This window comes from Faecalimonas sp. (genome assembly GCA_029264305.1).
Taxonomy (GTDB): domain Bacteria; phylum Bacillota; class Clostridia; order Lachnospirales; family Lachnospiraceae; genus Faecalimonas.
This window is the reverse complement of the sequence record JARICA010000020.1, coordinates 71,922-91,649: the sequence shown is the minus strand read 5'-3', so window position 1 is coordinate 91,649 and position 19,728 is coordinate 71,922. Positions and strand designations below refer to the sequence as shown.

The window sequence follows — 19,728 nt, the reverse complement described above, 5'->3', positions numbered from 1 at the left end:
CCTCTCTTTAAATTGGCATGGACAATATTATTTCTTAAGTCCTGCCAATCTTTCTTTTACCTGTTCCATCATCTGTGTATACTTTTCTAATTTTGCTTTTTCTTCATTGATTTTTGCTTCAGGTGCTTTACTAATAAACTTTTCATTACTCAACATACCATTTACACGTGCAAGTTCTTTTTCTAAACGTTTTTCTTCTTTTGTCAAACGTTCAATTTCTTGTTCAAAATCTACAAGTTCTGCAAGAGGTAAATATACCACTGCATCTGTTACCACTACCGAAACGGCATCTTCTGCAATACCTTCTTTTGTATTTTGAATAACAATTTCACTTGCATTCATCAATGAAGCACAAGAAACTTTAATTTCTTCAAAACCTTTACATAATTCTTCATGATCACAAACAACAAATGCTTTTGCTTTTCTGCTTGGAGCAACATTCATCTCTGCACGAACGTTACGAACACCACGAATAACTTCTTTCATATGTTCCAAAATATTTTCTTCTCTTGTATAATTCCACTCTTCTTTATATACCGGCCATGAAGACATCATAAGTGATTCTTCTTCAGGTACTAAAGCGCTATAAATTTCTTCAGAAACGAATGGCATATAAGGATGTAACATTTTTAAACCATTTGCTAAAACAGTTTTTAATGTCCATAATGCAGCATTTGCTGAAACCGCATCCTCATCTGCATGGTAAATACGATATTTTGCCAATTCAATATACCAATCACAGAATTCATCCCAAATGAAATCATATACTTTTTGCAACGCGATTCCAAGTTCGAATTTATCCATATTTTCTGTTACATCTTTTGCAAGTGTATTTACTTTAGATAAAATCCATTTATCTGTCGCTGTCAAATCATTTTCCGATGGAGTTGTAATTTCTTTTTCTTCCATATTCATCATAATAAAACGAGAAGCGTTCCATACTTTATTTGCAAAGTTTCTGTTTGCCTCAACTCTTTCATCATAGAAACGCATATCATTTCCAGGCGCATTTCCTGTTACTAATGTCATACGAAGTGCATCTGCTCCATACTGATCGATAATTTCTAATGGATCAATTCCATTTCCTAGTGATTTACTCATCTTGCGCCCTTGCGAATCGCGAACAAGCCCATGGATAAATACTGTATGGAATGGAGATTTTCCTGTATGCGCAAACGCAGAAAATACCATACGAATTACCCAGAAGAAAATAATATCATATCCTGTTACAAGAACATCTGTTGGATAGAAATAATCTAATTCTTCTGTATTTTCTGGCCAACCTAATGTAGAAAATGGCCATAGAGCAGAACTAAACCATGTATCTAATGTATCTTCATCTTGTGTAAAGTGTGTACATCCACAATGTGGGCATTTCTCAGGCACTTCTCTAGCCACTACAAATTCTCCACATGCATCACAGTAATATGCTGGAATTCTATGTCCCCACCAAATCTGTCTTGAAATACACCAATCACGAATATTCTCTAACCAATGTAAATAAATCTTATTAAATCTTTCTGGTACAAATTTTAATTCTCCTGTTTTCAATGCATTGATTGCAGGTTTTGCTAACTCTTCCATTTTTACAAACCACTGTTGTTTGATTAATGGTTCTACTGTTGTGTGACAACGGTCATGTGTACCTACATTATGTGTATGGTCTTCAATTTTTACAAGATAACCTTCAGCCTCTAAATCTGCTACAATCGCTTTTCGCGCTTCATAGCGTTCCATACCTGCATATTTCCCACCATTTTCATTAATTGTGGCATCATCATTCATAATATTGATTTCAGGAAGGTTATGACGTTTTCCTACTTCAAAGTCATTCGGGTCATGGGCTGGTGTGATTTTTACTGCACCTGTTCCAAATTCTTTATCTACATAATAATCTGCTACAATTGGAATTTCTTTATTTACCAATGGAAGCATAACTGTCTTTCCTACAATATCCGTATATCTTTCGTCATCTGGATGCACTGCAATTGCACTATCTCCAAGCATTGTTTCTGGACGTGTTGTTGCAATTTCAAGGAAACGATCTGTTCCTACGATTGGATATTTAATATGCCAGAAATGTCCACCCTGTTCTTCGTGTTCTACTTCTGCATCAGAAAGAGAAGTTTTACATACTGGACACCAATTGATAATTCTTGAGCCTTTATAAATATATCCTTCTTCGTATAATTTGATAAATACTTCTTCTACAGCTTTTGAACATCCTTCATCCATTGTGAAACGTTCTCTATCCCAATCACAAGATGTTCCTAATTTCTTTAACTGAGAAGTAATTGTTCCTCCATACTCTTCTTTCCATTCCCAAGTTCTTTTCAAGAATCCTTCTCTACCAAGTTCTTTTTTATCAATTCCTTCTTCTTTCAACTGATTTGTTACCTTTACTTCAGTAGAAATCGCTGCATGGTCTGTTCCTGGAATCCAAAGAGCATTATATCCTTGCATTCTTTTATAACGAATAAGGATATCCTGTAATGTGTTATCTAATGCATGTCCCATATGCAATTTTCCTGTAATATTTGGTGGTGGCATAACAATTGTAAATGGCTTTTTACTTCTGTCTACCTCAGCATGAAAATATTTATTCTCACACCATTTTTCATATAATTTTGCTTCAATCTCTTTTGGATTGTATGTTTTTTCTAATTTTTTACTCATTTTTTCCTCCTATTTTTCCCTCACCAATGTATGAATACACTTTCATTTGAATAAGTTGGATTTCCGCTGTATTAAAAAAGCCCTTTACATAAAATGTAAAGGGCGAATATTCGCGGTACCACCTTTGTTATATGTGTAACACATATATCTCTAAAGTTCTTAACGTGAACTACTCGTGATACCCTACTGCCCTGTTCAGATACCCAGCTCCAAAGCTACCTTCTATACCTTCTTCTTGCAACTGCCTCTCAGCCTATGGGCAGTCTTCTCTTTCAAGGAACAATATATACTCTTCTTTCTCATCGCCTTTAAATCCTATTACTGTTGTTTATCATATCTCCCAAAGCCCCTATTTGTCAAGAACTTCATAAATTCTTTAGAAACTTCTCTTTTTTATGCACTTGTCCGTTCAAATTGCGAATTATACAGTTCTGCATAGAATCCATTTTTTTCTAATAATTCTTCGTGATTTCCTTGTTCGATAATATCTCCATCTTTCATCACTAAAATTAAATCCGCATCACGTATTGTGGAAAGACGATGTGCAATAATGAAACTTGTACGCCCTTTCATCAAATTATCCATCGCTTTTTGGATACGCACTTCCGTTCTTGTATCTACAGAACTTGTCGCTTCATCTAAAATAAGAATTTTCGGATCAGCCAAGATCGCTCTTGCGATTGTGAGTAATTGTTTCTGGCCTTGAGAAACATTACTTGCTTCCTCATTTAATTCCATATCATATCCATTTGGAAGTGTTTGTATAAATCGATGTGCATGTGCTGCTTTTGCTGCTTCAATAACTTCCTCATCGGATGCTTCCAATTTTCCATATCGAATATTCTCTTTTACACTTCCATGAAACAACCACGTATCTTGCAATACCATACCAAACATTTGACGTAACTCACTTCTGTTAAAATCTTTCAAATTATGCCCGTCAATTAAAATTTCACCTGCATTAACATCATAAAACCTCATTAGTAGTTTAATCATCGTTGTTTTTCCAGCTCCAGTAGGACCCACAATAGCAATTTTTTGTCCTTGTTTTACTTTTGCAGAAAAGTCATTAATAATAATTTTATCTTTATTATAACCAAAATGAACATTTTTAAATTCTACATTTCCTTCCAATCCTTCCACAGAAACAGGATTTTCAGCAAACTGGTCTTCTTCCTCTTCTTCTAAAAATTCAAATACTCTCTCGGATGCTGCTGCCGTAGATTGCAATAGGTTTGCAACTTGTGCTACTTGTGTAATTGGCTGGGTAAAATTTCTTACATATTGAATAAATGACTGAATATCACCAACTGCAATTTTATCCTTAATTGTAAGATACCCTCCTAAAATAGCTACTGCCACATATCCTAAATTTCCTACAAACTGCATAATCGGCATCATAATTCCTGAGAAAAATTGAGATTTCCATGCAGATTGATACAAAATTTGATTTGTTTCGTCAAACTCACGGATAACTTCTTCTTCCTTATTAAATGCTTTTACAATATTTTGTCCACCATACACTTCTTCTACTTGCCCATTTACATGTCCTAGATACTCTTGTTGTTTTCTGAAATGTTTCTGTGAATGTTTTACAATAAAGGAAATCAATGTCATAGATACAGGCAAAATCAAAAGTGCTACCAATGTCATAATCGGACTAATACGAAGCATCATAATCAAAACACCAACAATCGTTGTAAATGAAGTGATTACTTGTGTCGCACTTTGATTCAAACTTTGGCTCAATGTATCCACATCATTTGTTACTCTTGATAATACTTCCCCATGTGTTTTTGTATCAAAATAATTCATCGGCATACGATTTATTTTTTCTGATATTTCTTTTCTCAATCGGTAGGTCAATTTTTGCGAAACGCCAGTCATAATAAATCCTTGTATATATGCAAACAATGCACTCACTACATATAACGTAAGGACCGTAAGGAGAATATGCGAAATCTTTTGAAAATCAATTCCTTTTCCTCCAGAGACTTTCCCAACAAGCCCTTTAAAAATCTCTGTTGTTGCATCCCCTAAAATTTTAGGTCCTACAATAGTAAATATTGTACTTCCAATGGCAAAAAGAATAACAAATAAAATAGCAAATTTGTAATTTCCAAGATACGCCATTAATTTTTTAATTGTTCCCTTGAAATCTTTTGCCTTTTCTCCTACTCTCATTCCACCGTGTCCATGTCCCATAGGACCTCTATGTTTTGGCTGATGATTACTCATGCATACTCGCCTCCTTTCCCTCTATGTCTTCTCTTAGTTCTTCTTCCGACAATTGTGACATTGCAATTTGCTTATAAACCTCACAAGTTTTCAATAATTCTTTGTGTGTTCCTTTTCCAACAATTCTACCTTCATCTAAAACAATAATCTGTTCTGCATGTAAAATCGTACTAATACGTTGCGCCACAATGAGAACAACACTATTCGCCGTATGATCTTGAAGTGCTTTGCGAAGTGTCACATCTGTTTTGTAATCTAAAGCAGAAAAACTATCATCAAAAATATAAATATCCGGATTCTTTGCAATTGCTCTTGCAATAGCTAAACGTTGTTTTTGGCCGCCTGAAACGTTTGCTCCTCCCTGAGAAATAGTACTTTCAAATTGTTTTGACTTTTCTTTAATAAATTCTTCTGCTTGAGCAATTTTTGCTGCTTCTTCCATCTGTTCTTTTGTCCCATTTGCATTTCCATACATAATATTCGAAGCAATTGTTCCTGAGAAAAGTACTCCTTTCTGTGAAACATAGCCCAATTTTTCTCTCAAATCATGTTGCGATACTTCTCTAATATCCACTCCATTTATGCAAATCGAACCATCTGTCACATCATAAAATCTTGGAATCAAATTTACTAATGTAGATTTTCCACTTCCTGTACTTCCGATAAATGCTGTTGTCTTTCCCGCTTCTGCAACAAAAGAAATATCATGTAACACATCTTCTTCTGCATTTGGATAATGGAAAGAAACATGATCAAATACAACTTTTCCTTCTTTTGTTTCTTCAATCTGTTTTGGTTGTTTTGCATCTTGAATCATTGTTACACTTGTTAAAATTTCATTCACACGAGTGGCTGATACTGACGCCCTAGGTAACATAATCGAAATCATACAAATCATTAAAAATGCCATAATAATTTGCATTGTATATTGGATAAATGCCATCATATCTCCAACTTGCATCTGCCCGTCGTTAATTCCGTTTGCCCCTACCCAAACAATAAGAACCGAAACACCATTCATTATAAGCATCATCGTAGGCATCATAAGCGTCATTGCTCTATTCACAAAAAGATTGGTTCGTGTCAAATCTCTATTTGCCTTATCAAAACGCTTTTCTTCATGTGTTTCTGTACTAAACGCACGAATAACTGGAAGCCCTGTTAAAATTTCTCTTGTAACTAAATTTAATTTATCTACTAAATTCTGAAGCATCTTAAACTTAGGCATGGCAATAATAAACAAGGTAAACACTAATATAGAAATCATTATAACTGCCAAAGCAATAATCCAAGACATTGAGACATTTGTTCGCAATACTTTTATCACTCCACCAATCCCAATAATCGGTGCATATAGAACCATTCGTAAAAGCATTACGATTACCATTTGAATCTGCTGAATATCATTTGTGCTTCTTGTAATAAGCGAAGCAGTTGAAAACTTATCGAATTCTGCACTAGAAAATCCTACTACCTTTTTGAAAATTCCACTTCTCAAATCTCTACCGACTGTCGCTGCCACTCTTGATGCTAAAAGTCCTACCATTACACTGACAAGCATTCCCAACAACGCAAGCGCAAGCATTTTCCCACCTGTTTTTAAAATATAAGTAGATTGAATTTTATCTATATCCATCCCCACTTTTTTATAAGCGTTTTTGATATAGATTGTAGCAGCTTGTTCTAACATAGTCTCTGGCATCTCTTTCATTTGATCAAGCATCTTTATACGCTGTTCTTCCGGAAGCATTCTCACTTCGTTAAGTCCCATGCTTTTCTCTTTCACATTTTCTTCTAAGCCAGCAACCATTAGCATTGGTCTATTTAATATTTTTTCCAATTTTTCTGTATGTTTTATTTCTTTTAAAATGTAATAATCTTTTTCTTCTTTATACGCTTTCTGAACCGTTTCTATATCTTCTTTGGTCATAAAAAGAAATAAATTATGCAGATCTGTTTTTGTGATTTTTTCTGGAATATGTTCATCAATTCCACCTTGTTGAATTCCCACATTAACAATATTAGAAGTGTATCCTGGCAAAGATAAATCGCAGTATGCTTGCAATACAAGTACAGCGACAATCGCCACCACTGATACTATATGTGGTTTCAAAAATTTCAATATATTTTTCATGCTAGTCTCCTATCTATTTTTGTCGGATAAATTATCTTTCATCTGAAGTAAAAGTCTACGAAGAAGCATAATTTCTTCTTCACTCATATTCGCAAAAGCCTCTTTTTCAAGCATTTTTAGAACTGACTCCATATGATGTGCTATTTCTTCTCCTTTTTCTGTAATAAAAATGTGCGTAATTCTTTGATCTTTTTCATCTTGCTTTTTGATAATGTAACCTTCTCCTTCTAACTTCTTTATCATTACAGTCATAGACGGAGGTGTAATTCCAAGTTTCTTTGCAATTTCTTTCTGAGACATTCCATTATTTTTTCTTAAAGCCCATAACATTCCTCCCGCTCCAGGATGCACTTTTAAATCACGAAATAATTTCATGCTTCTTTGAATATACAAATGCATTACTTGATTCATTAATAACTGTGTACACTGTTCCATATTTTCCCTCCTTTTTAAAATTAGTTAGATGTCTAACTGTTATATTAGTAGTATTTCCTAATACAGTCAAGTATTTTATATTTTCTTTATATTTTTTTATAAAATTTTACAAAAATATATTTAGTCATCTAATCATTAGTTTTATTGCAATCTTTTCTTTTCTTGTTCGTATTTACACTTTCTGCTATAATGTGGATACAAATAATAAGGAGATTTACTATGTATACATTTATTGTAAACCCACATTCTCGCTCAGGTAAAGGCGCTGAAACATGGGAAGAAGTACGTTTGATTTTAGAAGAAAAAGGCATTCCTTTTTCTGTCCATTTTACTCAATATCAAAAGCATGCTACATCTATTATGAAAAAGCTTACCTCTGACTCTATCCAACGCACAGTTATCATCCTTGGTGGAGACGGTACAATAAATGAAGCTATCAATGGAATTCAAGATTTTACCCACTTAACGCTCGGGTATATTCCTACTGGTTCAGGGAATGATTTTGCAAGAGGATATTCCCTTCCTACGGATCCAAAAAAAGCATTGAATTGTATTCTGAATGCTGAAAATATTCGTCTAATGGATATAGGCGAACTTTCTTATAGAAATAAAAAACGACGTTTCGCCGTTAGTTGTGGAATCGGTTATGATGCTGCCATATGCCATGAGGCAGTTGTTTCCTCAATCAAACCAATTTTAAACCGTATGCATTTGGGCAAAATCACTTACGCTCTTATTGCCATAAGACAATTGTTGTTTCTTACCCCATATGAATGTACTATCACTTTGGATAACAAGAAAACGCATCATTTTTCTAAATGTTATTTCGTTAGTGCAATGAATCATCGATATGAAGGTGGTGGTGTACAATTTGGTCCTCACGCAAATCCTGAAGATCACTTGCTTAGTATCTGTGCTATTGCTGACGTATCAAAATGGAAATTACTTTTCCTTCTTGCTGCTGCCCTTTTGGGAAAACATTCGCACTTTAAAGGTAGTTATCTTTATAATTGCGAAAATCTTACTGTTCACTATGATGGTGCTATGCCAGTGCATACAGATGGAGAACCTATATTTTTACAGAAAGATATTTCTGTTTCTTGTCTTTCTGAACATTTACACATCATTACAAATGAATAAGGAGATTTAGACATGACAATATGTATTCTTTTTCTAACTATACTTTTACTTTTTTTATATAGCATTGCTCCACGTTTTCGTTATAGAAAAACTGTACTATCCTTTTCCAAATACGCTTTTGCTCATCGAGGATATTGGGATATGGAAATGAATATCCCTGAGAATTCTCTTCCTTCTTTTCAACTTGCAGTTGAACATGGATTTGGTATCGAACTTGATTTACATTTAACAAAAGATGGAAAAATTGTTGTTTTTCATGATGATTTTCTCACAAGAATGTGTGGGGTAGATTTCTCTGTAGAAAACACAACTTATGACGTCTTATCTCAATATCAACTTGCTGGCACTTCTGAAAAAATCCCACTTTTTTCCGAAGTATTAGCCTTAGTAAAAGGAAAAGTTCCTCTCCTGATTGAATTAAAACTACCTTCTTCCAATACTACTTTATGTTCTCTTGTACAAAAAGAGTTAGAACATTATCATGGTTCTTATCTTATTCAATCCTTTAATTCCCTTGGATTACTTTGGTTTCGAAAGTATGCCCCACACATTCTTCGAGGACAGTTATCCGCAAATTTAACAAAAACAGAACCAACTATCCCCTTTATTGCCTGTTTCGCTGTGAAATATCTTCTTTCTAATGTTGTCACAAGACCGGATTTTATTTCCTATAAATTAAAGGATGAAAAAAATATTAGCCTTATCTTACATAAATATCTACTCAACACACCAATTGCTGTTTGGACATTACATACCGAAACTGAGATTTCTTATGCAAAAGCCAAATATTCCATTCCAATTTTCGAGAAATCTTAAAGTTTTTATTAAGAAAAGCTCTCCTTTCTTGTGGTTGTATCTTTCCCGTGATATAATTTCTGAGAAATACGATTACAAAAGGAGTTTTAATTTCTTATGTGGAAAAAACTGTGGGAAAAATATAGACATGGCTGGGTCTTCTTATATATCTTCATCTATTTGCCATGGTTCTTTTATTTAGAAGAACATGTTACGACAAAGTATCACTTAATTCATAGTACTCTTGATGATAAGATACCTTTTATTGAATATTTTATTATTCCATATACACTTTGGTTTGCTTTCATCGCTATAACAATCGGATACTTTTTCTTTTTTGGTGAAAAATCAGAATTTTATCGCTTGATAATCTTATTATTTTCTGGTATGACTATTTTTCTTATTATATCCACAATCTATCCGAACGGACTTCAACTAAGGCCGGATACTTTCGCACGTGATAATTTTTGTGTAGATATGGTAAAACAACTATATACTGTAGATACTTCTACAAATGTTCTTCCTAGCATACATGTATTTAATTCTTTGGGAGCTTATATAGCCATTTCCCATTGTAACAATCTTAAAAAACATCGTTGGATACAAGTCATAACTCTATTATTGACAATTTCTATTGTTCTATCCACAATGTTTTTGAAACAACACTCTGTTGTCGATGTAATTGCTGGATTCATTATGGCAGGTATCTTATATCTTATTATTTATCAACCATTGAAGATTCAAAGCAAAAATTCTTCAGAAAATTCGTAAAAATACCATTGACTATCTGATAATTAAGTCGTATGATGAGGTTAACAAATAAGGTTCTTTAAAGGAGGCGGTTATATGTTGACCTTATCATTCTCACTTTTAGTTGGTATCACTCTAACCTTGATTCTCCTCATTTTCATTGACGAAGAATCTTCCATCAAAGTTCCTTTCCTTCATCGGAAAATCTCTATCGTGAATTTTTTTACCAAGACAGCATTTGTTTCCTCATTTCTTTCTTTCACGATCAAACATCTTAAAGATTTCGGAACTCTTACAATCAGCAATCTTTGCAGATTGACTAAATTAAATAAGGAGGTATAACAGTTTGAACCAGAGCGATTAAAAGGCGATGTCACAATTTATTTTGTAACATCGCCTTTTTCAATACCTAATTTTATATTTACTTGACTTGTATAAAATTCAAAAGCACTCGGTATTGGATATTCTTTCTGAATTTCTTCTGGATGAATAAACAACATTTCTTTCTCACAACTTTTTTCCAATTCATCTACTTTTATAGCATACCCTATCATATGCCATTCTACATGACTGAAAATATGTTTTGCGTTTCCTAATTTTTTAACCTGCAATGGTTGCAATCCAAGTTTTTTGCTATAAGAAATAACTTCTTTTTCCGTAAAATGTCCAATTTCATTTGGAAATTCATAAAGTCCCGCTAACAACCCACTCTCTTTTCTTTTTCTTATTGCAATATTCTCACCATCTTGAAAAACAATAATTGTTCTTTTTTCAATTCGTCTTTCTTTCGCTTTTGATTTTATCGGTAATTTTTCTACTTTATTTTCTTTTTTCGCCTGACAATATATATTTACCGGACATTGTTCACATTTCGCCATTCCCTTTGGTGTGCATATTAATGCTCCTAACTCTATCAAGCCTTGATTAAAGTCACTTGCGCACGTTTCTGGAATAACTCCATCCAACATATACTCAATCTTTGTCCGAACAGTTTGTTTCATAATATCCTCTTCACTTCCAATTATACGCGAAATCACGCGCAATACATTTCCATCTACCGCTGGTTTTGGTATACCATATGCAAACGAAGCAATAGCACCGGCTGTATAATTCCCAATTCCTGTGAGAGATAAAATCTCTTCATATGTCCTTGGAAATTCTCCATCAAAATGTTCCATAATCTGCATAGCTGCTTTTTGCATATTGCGAACACGATTATAGTATCCTAATCCTTCCCAAAGTTTTAGCAACTTGTCTTCTTCTGCTTCTGCCAAATCTTTCACTGTAGGAAGGGCTGTTAAAAAACGATCATAAAATGGTTTTACAGCTTCCACTCTTGTCTGTTGTAACATAATCTCTGAAACCCACACTCGATATGCACTAATATTCTCACGCCATGGTAACTGTCGTTTATTTGTACGATACCACGAAACAATCGGATCTACTATCTTTTTTATTTCTTGTTGTTCTAAGATAACGGGTACTTCCTTATTTAAACATATACTATCTTTTTTCACCTTACAATCATAGGCTAAGATATGCACGCCTGCGTTTTTTGCTTTGCGTAATGCATCTGCAAATGCTCTATGCGTTTTTTCATTCGGCGTAAAATAAGATACTTTTTCCATTTGAATAACAAAAACAATATAAGCCTCGTATCCTTCTTGAACTACATGGCATAATTCTTCTACATGTTTTACCCCTCGTTCTGTTGGAGCATCAGGAAAACGCACTACTCCATTTTCCTCAAGTGTGACCCCTTTTACTTCAATAAACGCTTTTCTTTCTCCTTCTTCCACATATAGATCAAATCGGGATTTTCCATAAGTTGTTTCCGGCTTAATAAGTGAAGGATTTGTAAATAAATTTCCAGCTTCAATCCACTCTTTTACAACTGCATTTGGAATTTGAGAATCCATGTTGATGATCCGTTTCTCTTTTTTCACTCCGATCAAATCCCATTTTGTCTTACGATTTGGATTATCACTTTCTTGAACGTAAACCGTAGTTCCTGGAATAAGCAGTTCTTTACATCGTCCTGTATTTTTAACATGTACAATCTCTCTATGCCCTGCTATATCCACATATGCAATAAAACGATTGGGGCGTTCAATGAACGTCCCAACTTGAATTCTTTCATATTTCATTTATTTGCAAACCTCTTCCCAAAGTTGTTCTTTAAATCCCGGAATAGCAAATGTTTCCCCAATAAGAAGAGGACGTTTGACAAGCATTCCATCTGTAGATAAAAGTTCTAACTGTTCATCTTCTGACATTTCTACTAATTTATCTTTCAATTTCATTTCTTTATATTTATTTCCACTTGTATTAAAGAAACGTTTTAATGGAAGCCCACTTTTTTGATACCATTCTTTCAATTCTTCTTTAGATGGATTGTCTTCCACAATATGTCTATCTGTAAATTCTACCCCATTATCTTCAAGCCATTTCTTTGCTTTTTTACATGTTGTACATTTTGGATATTCTATAAATAACATCTTTCTATCTCCTTCTAACTATTCTTAATGAATTCGGTCTTACATGAAGGACAAGTAATACAAATTTTCCCTTTACCTTTTGGCACTCTTATTTTTTGTTTACAAGTTGGACATTTGTAAATATGATGTGTCTTTCTTTGTTCAAAATAAGATTTTTCTCTTCTAAAGTAGTTTAACAAGTCCTTCTTCTTATTCAAAAATTTTACATTCTCATTATATCTTTTTTGTACATTTCTTGATAGCATTCTAACATAACAGACTATGAGTAACAATAGAGAAAATGTATTTAATAAAGAACTTCTAAAAATCATATTGACTATGAGTAACGCTAAAGTTGCTCCAAACAAAAATTTATTAAGTGCATCCACACCATAACGTCCCATCATAAATCGCTGCAATTTTTCTTTCATTATTTACGCCTCATTTCACTAACATTTGCACTCACTATATGCTTTCTCTCTTTGGAAGTCAATACACTTTATCAAATGTTAATGAACATTAGATTCTTTTTATTTCTATAATACTTTTGACAAAAATTCTTTTAATCTCTCATCTTTCGGATCCGTAAAAAATTTTTCTGGCGTATTTTCCTCTTTTATTTGACCTTCATCCATAAAAATAACACGTGTTGCCACTTCTCTTGCAAATCCCATTTCATGTGTAACAACAACCATAGTCATCCCCTCATCGGCAAGTTCTTTCATCAATGCGAGTACTTCCCCTACCATTTCTGGGTCAAGAGCAGAAGTCGGCTCATCAAATAACATCACTTCCGGATTCATTGCCAATGCCCTTGCAATCGCTATACGTTGTTTTTGTCCTCCTGATAACTGTTTTGGATATTGTTCTGCCTTGTCTGGTAAACCTACACGCACTAGTAATTCTTCTGCCTTTTTATCTGCTTCTTCTTTACTCATTAGCCCCAATTTAATCGGCGCAAGAGTAATATTTTCCTTTACCGTCAAATGTGGAAACAAATTAAATTGTTGAAAAACCATTCCCATTTTTTGTCTAAGCTTATTAATATTACATTCTTTACTTGTAATATTATTTCCTTCAAACCACACTTCCCCACCGGTGGTTGTTTCTAGAAGATTCAAACAACGTAAAAATGTAGATTTCCCCGAACCAGATGGGCCTATGATAACAACTTTTTCTCCCTGTTCAATATGTATATCAATTCCTTTTAATATTTGATTTCCGTGAAATGATTTCTGCAAATTTTTTGTTATAATCATCTTGCCAATCTCCTTTCAAGCATACCTTGTAATTTTGTCAATCCAAGTACAATAACAAGATAGCAGGCTGCTGCAACATAAAGTGGTGGGAGAATATTATAATCAGTTGAACCAATATACTGTGCTGCCTTCGTCAAATCTGTTACTGCAATAATTCCAGCAACGGATGTTTCTTTAATTAAAACAATAAATTCATTACTAAGTGCTGGCAAAATGTTTTTGATTGCCTGTGGAACAATAATATAATGCATAGTTTGAATATAATTAAATCCCAATGATCGACCGGCTTCCATTTGTCCCTTGTCAATCGATTCGATTCCTGCACGGATAATTTCTGCCACATACGCTCCCGAATTAATTCCAAAACAAATTGCTCCTACAACAATTTCGTTTGTATCTCTTGCTGTAAAAACCAAATTGTAAATAATAAGTAATTGTACCATAACTGGTGTCCCACGAATTACTGTTATGTATAAATTACTAATCCATTTTAATCCAATCAATATTTTCTTTTCTGAGGCACTCACTTTAATAATCGCAATCAAAAGTCCAATAGCCACCCCTATAGCAATGGCAAAAAGTGAAATCAAAATTGTTATCTTTAATCCGTCCAAATATACTAAATATCTTTGGTCATAAATCACGGCATGATAAAAACCGTCTACAATATTGTGAATGAAATTCATCTTCTTTTTCCTTTCAAACTATTTCTGAGTATGATTTGCAGTAAACTCTTCAATCTTTCCATCTGCAATTAGTTTATCAATCACTTTGTTAATTTGCTCTAAAAGTTCTTTGTTTCCTTTTTTTACAGCAACAGCATATTTATCTTCAAAAAGAACTCCATCTAAAATTTTTAATTCTTTATTTTCTGAAACAAGTTTCTCTGCTGGATATTTATCCATAACGATGCAATCCACCTTATTATTCTTTAAGTCTTCACTTGCCTGTGCAAATTTTGTATATCTCTTTATCTCTTTTGGGTTACAATTATCTTTATTCGATACCCAACTATCTGCAATATTCCCTTGTTGTACAGCAACTACTTTTCCATTCAAACTTTCCCCTTTCACATTCCCTGTAATTGCCTGTGTTTTACTATTTACGACAATTACCTCTGTAGAATCTACATACTCGTGTGAAAAGTCCATTGTCTTCTTGCGCTCTTCATTGATAGAAACACCTGCTGCAACAAAATCAACTTTCCCACTTGCAACACTTGCCAAGGCACCATCAAATTCCATATTTTTAATTTTAAGTTCTTTTCCCATCTCATCTGCAATTGCTTTCGCTATATCCATGTCAATTCCAACTATTTTATTTCCTTTCATATATTCGTAAGGTGCAAATCCTGCTTCTGTCCCTACTATCAATGTATCTGACTCACTTTTTTTCCCTCCACATGCTACTACAGAACACGCAACTACTCCTACTAATGCTAAACTTATTATTTTTTTCATTTTCATGATTTCTTCCTCCTCTTATTGCATAAAAATTCATTAACGTTGCATATTATAACACATTCACACAAAAAAACAAGTGGTTTTTATACTTTTTCGTATAAATAACCACTTGTCTTTTCTTATTTCATCATGAAAAAGGTTCCTAAGATAAGAATACCTAATACAATTCTATACACTCCAAATACTTTAAAATTATTCTTCTTAATGTATCCCATCAAAAATTTAATTGCTAAAACAGACACAATAAACGCTGTTAAACAACCTATTATCAAAATAGCAACCTCTAAACCAGTAATCCCTACACCAGCTTTTATAAATTTCAAAATTTTCAATCCACTTGCACCAAACATAACTGGAATTGCGAGGAAAAATGTAAATTCTGCCGCAATATATCTAGATGTTCCCAAAAGTAATCCACCTACAATTGTTGCACCAGAACGTGAAGTTCCAGGAACAAGAGCTAAAACTTGCCATACACCAATGACAAGAGCCATCTGATATGACAACTGTGAAAATTTTGTAACAGAAGGTGTTTTATTTTTATTTCTGTTTTCCACAACAATAAATAAAATACCATAAATAATCAACATCGCTGCAACAACAACCGAATTATGTAAATGTTCATCCATCCAATCATCTAACGGAATTCCGATAATCATCGCTGGTACACACGCAATTACAACTTTTATCCATAATTGAAATGTTTGTGTTTTTTGCTTTGGGCTCTTCCTTTTCGAAAACGGATTTAATTTATGGAAATATAAAATAACTACAGCCATAATTGCTCCTAATTGAATAACAACATTAAACATCTCCATAAACTGTTTGCTTGCATCTAACTGAACAATCTGATTTACCAAAATCAAATGCCCTGTACTACTAATTGGTAACCATTCAGTAATTCCTTCCACAATTCCAAGAAAAACTGTTTTCAATACTTCAAAAAAAATCTCCATTTTTTCCTCCTCATTTTATGCTAATGCAAATTTTTCAATTGCTTTCGCTACACCATTATTTTCATTTGTATCTGTTATATAATCTGCTGCCTGCTTAACTTCATCCATAGCATTTTCCATAGCAACACCCAATCCTGCTGCCTTTAGCATTTCTAAATCATTCATTCCATCTCCACAAGCCATAATCTCTTCACGCTTTATACCAAGTAATCTTCCTAACCGCAATAAGCCTTGTCCTTTATCCACATCAAGCATATTCACTTCTATGTTATTAGAAATTGCAAAAGTAGTGGTAATCCCTTCCACTTTACGCACTTCAGCAAGCGCTTTCATTCTCTCGCTTTGATTACAAAACATCACATGTACTTTATCTACCCGAATTCCATCTTCTTTCAATAATTCTTCAAGATTTTCTACTTCTTCACGACATTCTCTCACATAACGAGCCATGCTTTCTGTATCGACATATTCATCTATTCTCTCTAAATCTTCTTTACTTGCATATCCCTGTCCATCAATAAATATTTCTTTATATGTGTCGTATGCCGAAAAAATATGCAACAATTTTCTTGCAGTCTTTGCAGCCATTGTGCATTCACTAATTACTTTGTTTTCCATTATATCCACAATTCTTGCTCCATTCGATGTAAGTGCATATCGAATTCCTTCAATAGAAAGTACCTCTTTCGGTATACCCGTCAGCGGCCTTCCAGTAGCAATAACAATATGAATTCCTTTGGCAATGGCACGTTGAAGAACCTCTCTGCTATACTCTGTTAATTCTTTGTTGTCATTCAAAAGAGTGCCATCACAATCGAGGCCTATTAATTTAATTTTCTTCATATACCGTCAATTCCTTTCTCGTTCGTGAAAATCTAAATATTTGAAGGCCTATTTTATCTCGATTTCTCTCATATGCTTGCTTAGCATACTCTTTCATATACGGCAATTTTTCTTTTTGTCCCAATGGAAGAAATACAACGGTATCCTTTGCTGGTGCCATAATGAGCAAATCATCTTTTAATTTTTCTGCACACATTTTCCATATCTGCTGAAAACAAAGTGAACTTGCCTCATGATACCCATCTGCTACAATCCCAAATCCCCCATACAATGTCTGTGAAACAACAAATTCCACATCTCTAACTAAATTTGCACAGGCAGTATGATAAAGTTCCTCTATATCACAATCTGGTGGTAACATTTTATCTCTTATTATCTCATATGTATCATTTCCTCTATTAATGACTAAAACAATATGTAAATTCCCGACGAATGTAATAAGAGGTGTGTCCTGTGCTGAAATATCTTTTCCGTTTATAACTTGATAATCAACAAGTTCTCCTTTTACCCACGGATAAATCTTTTCTCTAATCTTGTCTAAACGATACTTTTCTTCTTCATATTTTCTCATATGTTTTCCTCTTTATTTATTTCAATTCTTTCTTATCATATCAAAATTTGCAAAAAATATCAATTTATAGTAGAATAAAAAACACGCTTATTTAAATAAGATACATATGGATGTTTTGATTTTTTCAGAGAAAGGAATACAAAATGAATATATTACAAAAGCAGAAGAAAAAAGTTTTTGCTCTAATCACTATTGCTTCTCTTTGTTTTTCAAGTCCATTTACTTATATACTAGAAGCTGAAACTGTCTCTCAAAAGCAAAAAGATTTAGAGAACAACTTAAATGAATTAAACAAAGACAAAGATACAACAGGCAAGAATTTATCTTCTACCACTGTATCTTTAGAGGCAACGATGAAAGAAATTTCAACAGTTCAACAAAAACTTGCCTTAGCCAAGGTGCGTGAAAACGGGCAATACGAACTAATGAAAAAACGAATCAAATACATTTATGAGACTGGTTCCACCAGTTTTCTAACTATGTTAATGGAATCGGAATCCATGGCCGATCTTTTGAATAAAGCCGATTTTATCGTTACTGTCAGTGAATATGATCGGAATATGCTAGAAAAATTGCAAAAACTTCATCTTGATATTACAAAAAAAGAAAAGGCTTTACGTCAAAAACAAAAAGTTTTTGAGCAACAAAAAAAAGAATTAAACGAAAAGTATAAGCAACTTTCATCAAAAATTACTGACACTTCCAATGAATTAACATCTTACAAAGAACAGTTAAAAAAAGCCGAAGAACTGGCAAAACAAACGCAAAGTTTACTGAATAAAAAACCTGAAGGAAATAGAAAACCAGAAGTCAAACCGAATCCCCCTTCTGTTGCAGAAGATTTGGCATTATTTGCAGGAATTTTAGAATGTGAAGCAGGTTCAACTGACTACAATGCCCTACTTGCAGTAGCAACTGTTATCATGAATCGTATAGAAAGTCCAAAGTATCCCAACACACTCTCAGGTGTCATTTATCAAAACGGACAGTTTTCACCTACTTGGACCGGAAAACTGGACAAAGTTTTAAATCGTGGACCAAAACAACTCTGCTATCAAGTTGCTCAAGATGCTCTTTCTGGTGCAAGGTATGACCCTGTGCGAAATTGCTATTCTTTCCACGCATCATATACTGGCCATGAAGGAATTGTTGTCGGCGATAATGTATTTTTCTAAAAAGTATATAAAAGAGGACACTCACATAATGTGGTGCCCTCTTTTTCTTTTCTATTGGTAATCGAATACATCAATCCATTTCATTAAGAATTCTTTTTCAAGTTCATTATTCTTTGTCAACTGTGCTGCTGCAACAATTGGTAGCCATTGCTGTACATATTGTTTTGCAGTATCACTCTTCTTACAGAATAATTTCAAATATAAATCTGCTGTTTCTTGATCTTTCAAAGCAAATAACAAGTATGTCATTGCTGCGTCTGCACTTGCATTTCCTTGTGTTGCATGAGCCCAATCAACTACAGTCATTTTACCATTTTTGCCAACAATGATATTGCTTGGATTAAAATCTCCATGGCATACTTTATCATGTTTTGGCATACTTTCCAATCTTGTTAAAAGTTCATATCTTGCTGTAGCATCTAATTCTGTCAAACTATTGATCTGACGTGCAAGTTTATCTTTTAATTTATTTAATAGAGGTGCTCTTTTGCTGTGAACTTGCAACTGTAAATCTACAAAATCTTCCATATATTTTTCAAGATTTCTTGCATCTACTTGCATCATTTCTGCAAGTGTTTTTCCTTCTTTATATTCAATTATAACAGCCCATTTCCCATCTAATTCACTTACACTCTTTACTTTAGGAATGTCAAGACCTGTCTCTTCTACTCTGGCTGTATTCAAAGCTTCATTAAATACATCTGATTTTAAATGATTCTTCTCGAATACTTTTACAATACCTTCATCACATTTGTACACTTCTTTATATGCGCGTTTTACGATTAAATTACTTTTATCCAGTTTCATAAGTCATAC

At 33.6% G+C, this 19,728-nt stretch carries 18 protein-coding genes and 1 other annotated feature; of the genes, 4 read left to right on the top strand and 14 right to left on the bottom strand.

Translation table 11 applies throughout. The features are described 5' to 3' along the window. Positions 1-27 precede the first annotated feature (27 nt). The 4 genes from ACY2U7_RS07260 to ACY2U7_RS07245 all read right to left on the bottom strand — a co-directional run bounded on the left by ACY2U7_RS07260 (position 28) and on the right by ACY2U7_RS07245 (position 7,483). A complete protein-coding gene (locus ACY2U7_RS07260) occupies positions 28-2,676 on the bottom strand; it encodes a valine--tRNA ligase (protein ID WP_461811908.1) in 2,649 nt (882 codons plus the stop codon). Positions 2,677-2,771: 95 nt separating this feature from the next. Then, positions 2,772-2,988 (bottom strand) — a binding site (T-box leader). An 81-nt stretch (positions 2,989-3,069) separates the two neighbouring features. After that, positions 3,070-4,914 (bottom strand): ABC transporter ATP-binding protein, encoded by a 1,845-nt coding sequence (locus ACY2U7_RS07255; protein WP_461816120.1) that lies wholly within the window; start codon positions 4,912-4,914, stop codon positions 3,070-3,072. Continuing rightward, complete coding sequence (locus ACY2U7_RS07250; RefSeq protein ID WP_461816119.1) at positions 4,907-7,048, bottom strand: ABC transporter ATP-binding protein; 2,142 nt, start codon at positions 7,046-7,048, stop codon at positions 4,907-4,909. Before ACY2U7_RS07250 ends, ACY2U7_RS07255 begins: the two co-directional genes overlap by 8 nt. 9 nt (positions 7,049-7,057) lie before the next feature. Next, complete coding sequence (locus ACY2U7_RS07245) at positions 7,058-7,483, bottom strand: MarR family winged helix-turn-helix transcriptional regulator (RefSeq protein ID WP_461811911.1); 426 nt, start codon at positions 7,481-7,483, stop codon at positions 7,058-7,060. A gap of 219 nt (positions 7,484-7,702) precedes the next feature. On the opposite strand from ACY2U7_RS07245, the gene ACY2U7_RS07240 reads away from it, so the two are divergent. The 3 genes from ACY2U7_RS07240 (at position 7,703) to ACY2U7_RS07230 (ending at position 10,189) form a co-directional block, all read left to right on the top strand. After that, positions 7,703-8,623 (top strand): diacylglycerol/lipid kinase family protein, encoded by a 921-nt coding sequence (locus ACY2U7_RS07240; RefSeq protein ID WP_461816118.1) that lies wholly within the window; start codon positions 7,703-7,705, stop codon positions 8,621-8,623. A gap of 12 nt (positions 8,624-8,635) precedes the next feature. Continuing rightward, positions 8,636-9,439, top strand: a complete 804-nt coding sequence (locus ACY2U7_RS07235; RefSeq protein ID WP_461816117.1) for a glycerophosphodiester phosphodiesterase family protein — start codon at positions 8,636-8,638, stop codon at positions 9,437-9,439. Between the two features lie 96 nt (positions 9,440-9,535). Beyond that, the gene (locus ACY2U7_RS07230) at positions 9,536-10,189 is read left to right on the top strand and encodes a phosphatase PAP2 family protein (protein ID WP_461811914.1); all 654 of its coding nucleotides are present in this window, start codon (positions 9,536-9,538) and stop codon (positions 10,187-10,189) included. A 359-nt stretch (positions 10,190-10,548) separates the two neighbouring features. On the opposite strand, the gene mutY is transcribed toward ACY2U7_RS07230, so the two are convergent. From mutY to ACY2U7_RS07185, 9 genes are all read right to left on the bottom strand, one after another. Beyond that, positions 10,549-12,315, bottom strand: coding sequence for an A/G-specific adenine glycosylase (gene mutY / locus ACY2U7_RS07225; protein WP_461811915.1), 1,767 nt, complete (start codon positions 12,313-12,315; stop codon positions 10,549-10,551). Continuing rightward, on the bottom strand, positions 12,316-12,666 hold the full coding sequence (locus ACY2U7_RS07220) for a Spx/MgsR family RNA polymerase-binding regulatory protein (protein ID WP_461811916.1): 351 nt from the start codon (positions 12,664-12,666) through the stop codon (positions 12,316-12,318). Positions 12,667-12,680: 14 nt separating this feature from the next. Next, on the bottom strand, positions 12,681-13,076 hold the full coding sequence (locus ACY2U7_RS07215) for a hypothetical protein (RefSeq protein WP_461811917.1): 396 nt from the start codon (positions 13,074-13,076) through the stop codon (positions 12,681-12,683). Between the two features lie 105 nt (positions 13,077-13,181). After that, positions 13,182-13,904: an amino acid ABC transporter ATP-binding protein gene (locus tag ACY2U7_RS07210; protein ID WP_461811918.1), complete on the bottom strand. Its 723-nt coding sequence runs from the start codon at positions 13,902-13,904 to the stop codon at positions 13,182-13,184. Next, on the bottom strand, positions 13,901-14,590 hold the full coding sequence (locus ACY2U7_RS07205) for an amino acid ABC transporter permease (RefSeq protein ID WP_461811919.1): 690 nt from the start codon (positions 14,588-14,590) through the stop codon (positions 13,901-13,903). The genes ACY2U7_RS07210 and ACY2U7_RS07205 overlap by 4 nt, the downstream gene beginning before the upstream one ends. 18 nt (positions 14,591-14,608) lie before the next feature. Further along, positions 14,609-15,370 (bottom strand): ABC transporter substrate-binding protein, encoded by a 762-nt coding sequence (locus ACY2U7_RS07200; RefSeq protein ID WP_461816116.1) that lies wholly within the window; start codon positions 15,368-15,370, stop codon positions 14,609-14,611. A 116-nt stretch (positions 15,371-15,486) separates the two neighbouring features. Further along, positions 15,487-16,323: an undecaprenyl-diphosphate phosphatase gene (locus ACY2U7_RS07195; RefSeq protein WP_461816115.1), complete on the bottom strand. Its 837-nt coding sequence runs from the start codon at positions 16,321-16,323 to the stop codon at positions 15,487-15,489. A 15-nt stretch (positions 16,324-16,338) separates the two neighbouring features. Further along, positions 16,339-17,166 (bottom strand): Cof-type HAD-IIB family hydrolase, encoded by an 828-nt coding sequence (locus ACY2U7_RS07190; RefSeq protein WP_461811922.1) that lies wholly within the window; start codon positions 17,164-17,166, stop codon positions 16,339-16,341. After that, positions 17,153-17,737: a hypothetical protein gene (locus ACY2U7_RS07185; protein ID WP_461811923.1), complete on the bottom strand. Its 585-nt coding sequence runs from the start codon at positions 17,735-17,737 to the stop codon at positions 17,153-17,155. The genes ACY2U7_RS07190 and ACY2U7_RS07185 overlap by 14 nt, the downstream gene beginning before the upstream one ends. Before the next feature lie 143 nt (positions 17,738-17,880). Between ACY2U7_RS07185 and ACY2U7_RS07180 the strand changes: the two genes are divergently transcribed. Beyond that, on the top strand, positions 17,881-18,912 hold the full coding sequence (locus tag ACY2U7_RS07180; RefSeq protein ID WP_461811924.1) for a cell wall hydrolase: 1,032 nt from the start codon (positions 17,881-17,883) through the stop codon (positions 18,910-18,912). 51 nt (positions 18,913-18,963) lie between these two features. Here ACY2U7_RS07180 and ACY2U7_RS07175 read toward each other — a convergent pair whose 3' ends face one another. Next, a complete protein-coding gene (locus tag ACY2U7_RS07175; RefSeq protein WP_461816114.1) occupies positions 18,964-19,719 on the bottom strand; it encodes a phosphotransferase in 756 nt (251 codons plus the stop codon). Between the last annotated feature and the right edge of the window lie 9 nt (positions 19,720-19,728).